Genomic DNA, 1,758 nt, shown 5'->3' with positions numbered 1-1,758 from the left:
GCGGCTGTTCGTGGACGGTGCCGACGTCGACTGGCCCGCGGTGTTCACCGGGACGGGGGCCACCCGCGTCGACCTGCCCACCTACGCCTTCCAGCGGCTGCCGCTGTGGCCGCGGCAACGGGCACTGGCCGCCGGGGACGCCGCCGGCCTCGGGCTGAGTGCCACCGGGCATCCGGTGCTCGGCGCGGCGGTCGTCCTGCCTGGTTCGGCCGCGACCGTGCTCTCCGGTTGGCTGTCGACGGCGACCCATCCGTGGCTGGCCGATCATGTGGTGTTCGGCAGCGTGGTGGTGCCGGGGACCGTCCTGCTCGACATGGTGCTGGCCGCCGGGGAGCGGGCCGGCGCGCCCGAGGTGGCCGAGCTGCTGCTGCACGCCCCGCTGGTGCTGCCCGAGGGCGGCGGGGCGCAGATCCGGGTCACGGTCGAGCCGGCCGGCGACGACGGCCAGCATCCGGTCACGGTGCACGCCCGGGCCGACGACGCCGAACCGTGGACGGTCCAGGCCTCCGGCACGCTCACTCCGGACGCCGACGCCGATGCCGACGTCCCCGACGACGATCTGCTCGGCTGGCCGCCTGCCGAAGCCGAGGAACAGGACGTCGAGGGCCTGCACGACATGCTCGCGGCGGCGGGCCTGGCCTACGGGCCGGCCTTCCGGGGCCTGCGCCGGGTGTGGCGCCGCGGTGCCGAGGTCTTCGCGGAGGTGTCCGACAGCGCGGTCGGGTCGACCGCGGGTTTCGCCATCCACCCGGCGTCGCTGGACGCCGTCCTCCACGCCGTCGGCGTCGGTGACCTGCTCGCCGACGTCGGCACCGCGCGGCTGCCGTTCGCCTTCAGCGGGGTGCGGCGCTCGGCCCCCGCCGGCGGCGCGCTGCGGGCGCGGCTGTCCCGGGGAAACGGGTCCGACCGAGTCCGGCTGCTGCTGGCGGACGGCTCCGGCCTGCCCGTGGCCCGCATCGACGGCCTGACCCTGCGGCCGACCTCCCCCGGCCGGCTTCCGACCGGCCCGGGTACGGTCGGCCGGTCGCTGCACGGCGTCGACTGGGTGGAACGGCGACTCGCCGGCCCGGCGGGCGTGGCGGGCGCGGCCGGCACGGACGGCTGGGCCCGGATCGGGCTGGGCGCGGCGCTTCCGGAGCCCGCGGACGTGCTCGTGGTGGAGTGCCACTCGGCCGGACAGGCGGCCGGCCCCGCGGCGATGACCGTGGACGCGGTCGTGGTGCGCAGCCGCACCACGACCCTGCTCACGCTGCTGCAGACCTGGCTGGCGGACCCTCGATGGGCGGACAGCAGGCTGGTTCTGACGACTGTCGGCGCGGTCGCGGCGACTCCGGCCGATCCGGTACCCGGGCTGGTGGACGCGGCCCTGTGGGGACTGGCCCGGACGGCCCAGTCCGAGAACCCCGGCCGGATCCACCTGGTCGACCTCGACCCCGCCGACCCCGCCGACCGCGCCGACCGCGAGATCGCGGACCTCGGAACATCGGCCGCTGACGGGCGGGAGATCCTGACGGCCCTGCTCGAGGCGGAGCTGCCGCAGGCCGCGTTCCGCGACGGTGCCGTGCGCGTGCCGCGCCTGGTCCGGGTGTCCGCCGCCGGAACGACGGCCCCGTCGGCAGGCGGGTCCGCGGGTGCGCCGCTGGTGGCTGGGTTCGGTGTGGGNTCGGTGGTGGTCACGGGTGGTACGGGGTCTTTGGGTGTGGTGTTGGCGCGGCATCTGGTGGCGGTGCATGGGGTGTCGGATCTGGTGTTGTTGTC

1 protein-coding gene is annotated in these 1,758 nt (G+C 76.4%); it reads left to right on the top strand.

Annotation, left to right across the window (positions count from 1 at the left end; translation table 11 throughout):
* Positions 1 to 10: 10 nt before the first annotated feature.
* On the top strand, positions 11 to 1,758 hold a 1,748-nt coding region (locus B056_RS0110230), incomplete at its 3' end, for a polyketide synthase dehydratase domain-containing protein (RefSeq protein WP_456095366.1).

The organism is Parafrankia discariae (assembly GCF_000373365.1).
GTDB lineage: Bacteria > Actinomycetota > Actinomycetes > Frankiales > Frankiaceae > Parafrankia > Parafrankia discariae.
The sequence above is the reverse complement of the archived record's forward strand: the minus strand, read 5'-3'. Positions and strand labels throughout refer to the sequence as shown.